Origin of the sequence: Glaesserella sp., from assembly GCF_041814905.1 — a bacterium.
Classification (GTDB): domain Bacteria; phylum Pseudomonadota; class Gammaproteobacteria; order Enterobacterales; family Pasteurellaceae; genus Glaesserella.
Map to the genome: position 1 here is coordinate 1 of NZ_JBGXYA010000088.1, position 3,485 is coordinate 3,485.

General features: G+C 43.1%; 3 protein-coding genes and 1 pseudogene. 1 reads left to right on the top strand and 3 read right to left on the bottom strand.

Features of this window, described 5'->3' with window-relative positions; all coding sequences use genetic code 11:
* Positions 1-71: 71 nt before the first annotated feature.
* A complete protein-coding gene (locus tag ACEYJ7_RS11675) occupies positions 72-863 on the bottom strand; it encodes a Cof-type HAD-IIB family hydrolase (protein ID WP_373779268.1) in 792 nt (263 codons plus the stop codon).
* Positions 864-1,064: 201 nt separating this feature from the next.
* Between ACEYJ7_RS11675 and thrC the strand changes: the two genes are divergently transcribed.
* Complete coding sequence (gene thrC / locus ACEYJ7_RS11680) at positions 1,065-2,342, top strand: threonine synthase (RefSeq protein ID WP_373779269.1); 1,278 nt, start codon at positions 1,065-1,067, stop codon at positions 2,340-2,342.
* Between the two features lie 21 nt (positions 2,343-2,363).
* Here thrC and ACEYJ7_RS11685 read toward each other — a convergent pair whose 3' ends face one another.
* Both ACEYJ7_RS11685 and trmE read right to left on the bottom strand, forming a co-directional pair.
* Positions 2,364-2,942, bottom strand: a complete 579-nt coding sequence (locus ACEYJ7_RS11685) for an NAD(P)H-dependent oxidoreductase (protein WP_373779270.1) — start codon at positions 2,940-2,942, stop codon at positions 2,364-2,366.
* A gap of 71 nt (positions 2,943-3,013) precedes the next feature.
* Positions 3,014-3,485, bottom strand: a pseudogene (gene trmE, locus ACEYJ7_RS11690) (tRNA uridine-5-carboxymethylaminomethyl(34) synthesis GTPase MnmE); the annotation flags it as partial.

The following is a 3,485-nucleotide window of genomic DNA, read 5'->3' on the forward strand; positions in this document are numbered from 1 at the left end:
GGCGCAACAGACGGATTTGCAAAATAATACCGAAAACTGACCGCTTGCAGTCGGTTTTCGGTATCACGATATTATTTAAAAATGTCATCCAATACTAACGCGATACCGTCTTCGTCATTGGATGCCGTAATTCGTTTGGCGGCTTGTTTAATCGGCTCAGGCGCATTACCCATGGCGACACTCAGTCCGGCGTATTCCAACATATCCAAATCATTGAAATTGTCGCCAAAGGCGACGACCTCTTCACCGCTGACGTTTAAACACCGTTCCATAAAGCGGATGGCATTGGATTTGGTCGCTTGTTTATTCATGATTTCCAAATATTCGTTTTTCGAACGATGAATGGAAAGCTGTGGATATTGCGGTTTAAGTTTGTCTTCCAACGCTTTAATTTCGCTTGCTTCGCCCATGACTAAAATTTTATGCACGTTACTCAAGTGAGTCGGTTTCGCTGTGGCGCTTAATCCCGTAATTTCGCCTTCTTGTATCGTCCAATCATTGCTTAAATCATTGCTGAACCAATCCAAATTCGCATAATGATTAATAGAAAGGTGGTTGTAATCGGCTAAATCCGCTTCTAAGCGGGCGAGATCCGTGTTATCAATTGCCACGCTGTACAGCGGTTGCAAATCGGCATCTAAAATCAACGCGCCGCTATAACAGATAATGGCGTTTTTGGTTTGTAATTGTTCGGTATAAGGCGTAATCGCCAACGGTGGACGGGCGGAAACAGAGATAAACGGAATACCTTGTTTCACAATGCGCTGAATTGCCTGCGCCGTTTTCGGCGAAATTTGGTGACGGCTGTTGAGTAACGTACCGTCAATGTCACTGAATACTGCGCGATAAGTGTGTGCTTGCATGGTTTTACTCCTGTAATATTTTTAATAGTTTACTCTGTTTGAATTCAAAATAAATGAAATGAGATCAACAAATAGCGATATTTTTATCTCATACATAAATTTGCAAAAAATCGTCTAAAACCGACCGCTTGTGATTGACTAACCGAAGTGAACGGATACAATCGTTCCATTTCCGATTACTCATAATAAAGGACAACATTAATGAACCTATACAACATCAAACACCCTGAAGAACAAGTCAATTTTGCTCAAGGCGTTCGCCAAGGGTTAGGCAAAGATCAGGGCTTATTTTTCCCTGAAGTGTTACCTAAATTTGACGACATTGACGCTTTATTAGCATTACCGCTGGTTGAGCGTAGCCAAAAGATTTTATCGGCATTGATTGGCGATGAATTACCGCAAGAAACCTTAAATGCAATGGTGAAAAATGCGTTTACTTTCCCTGCACCACTAGCAAAAGTGAATGATGATATTTATGCGTTAGAGTTATTCCACGGACCGACCCTTGCCTTTAAAGACTTTGGCGGTCGCTTTATGGCACAGGCATTAAGTGCGGTGCGTGGTGATGGCAAAATTACCATTTTAACGGCGACATCAGGCGACACAGGTGCGGCGGTGGCTCACGCGTTCTATGGTTTAGAAAATATCAATGTGGTTATTCTTTATCCGAAAGGTAAAATCAGTCCGTTACAAGAAAAATTATTCTGTACTTTAGGTGGCAACATTCGTACCGTGGCGATTGAATCAGACTTTGATGCTTGCCAAGCATTAGTTAAACAAGCCTTTGATGATGCCGAGCTTCGTCAAGCTATCGGCTTAAACTCAGCAAACTCTATCAATATCAGCCGTTTACTCGCTCAAGTTTGCTACTACTTTGAAGCGGTGGCTCAGTTGCCGAAAGAGAAACGTAGCAATGTGGTAGTTTCTGTGCCAAGCGGTAACTTCGGTAATTTAACCGCAGGCTTAATTGCGAAAACCTTAGGCTTACCGATTAAGCGTTTTATCGCTTCAACCAATGCGAACGACACTGTGCCACGTTACCTTAAATCGGGCAAATGGGAACCGAATGCAACGGTTGCGACATTATCAAATGCAATGGACGTAAGCCGTCCGAACAACTGGCCACGTGTTGAAGAGCTGTTTAAACGTAACGGTTGGAGTTTGAGCGAATTAGGCTCAGATGCCTTAAATGATGCAGAAACCGAAGAAGCATTAAAAGCACAATATGCGGAGGGTTACTTATGTGAACCGCACGGAGCAATTGCTTACCAAGCGTTGAAAGATCAGCTACAAACAGGCGAAACAGGTATTTTCCTTTGCACCGCACACCCTGCGAAATTCAAAGAAAGCGTGGAACGCATTTTAGATATTGAACTACCGTTGCCTGAAGCGTTAGACAAACATAACAAAATGGAACTGTTGTCGGACACAATGGCGGCGGATTTTGCGCAATTAAGAGCCTATCTGTTAGCGAAGTAATCGCTTTTCCAATGGCACTCATCAGATAGTGAGTGCCGTTTTTGTTATATTTTCCACTTCTTGCAAAATTCCCTGATAATCGGTACTTGGCAAGCCAATCTCACCAAAGTAATGCATATCGACCGTTTCAATGCCACAAAAGCTAAACAAGCCATAGCCTAAGGTATGCTCAAAGGCTTGCAGATAGCCTTGTTGGCGATATTCTTCCACAGGGTTGCCAAGGGTAACAAACTGCTGAACTCGTTTATCCCCCAATAAGCCGATACTTTTCTCTTTGCCGTCTTTATAGGCAAAGCCATAGGCCATCACACGATCAAGATATCCCTTTAAAATCGCAGGAAAGCCCATCCACCATAGCGGATAAATCAACGTAATAAGCTCTGCCTGTTGGAAATAACGATGTTCTTCAGCTACATCCGTAGCATATTGATGCTCGATAGTTGATCGAAACTCTTGCCAAGTCAGTGTCGGATTAAAATCAAGCTGATACAAATCCCGCACAATGACATTATGGTTCGCACTTGCTTGAATCACTTTGTCTAAAATCGCATGGTTAAAGCTGGTTGGATTCGGGTGGGCATAAATAATCAAATGTGTCATGGTTCTCTCCAAAGCCTAAAATGCAAGCGGTCTGTTATTTGCAACATTTTGCAACGAACAGACCGCTTGTCTTATTTACCGATACAGAACGAACTAAAGATATTGCCGAGCAAGTCATCGGAAGTAAATTGCCCTGTGATTTCACTCAATGCATTTTGTACCATCCGAAGCTCTTCGGCGAGCAGTTCGCCTGCGTAGAATTGCGTTAATTGAATATGTCCACGTTGCAGATGATCCGCTGCGGTTTCCAGTGCAACCAAGTGACGACGACGAGCAATAAAACCACCTTCCGTTGAGCTTTGATAACCCATTGATTTTTTAAGGTGTTCACGCAATAAGTCCACGCCGACTTTAGTCTGTGCAGAAAGGCGAATCACGGTGAAATTATCCGTTTGCACCAAGCTTTCCGTTTCGCCGGTTAAATCGACTTTATTACGAATCACCGTCACCGGTATATTTTTCGGCAATTTGGTTAAAAACTCCGCCCACTCTTGTTGGAAATGATCCGCTTGAGATTCGTTGCTATCAATCATCAACAACACA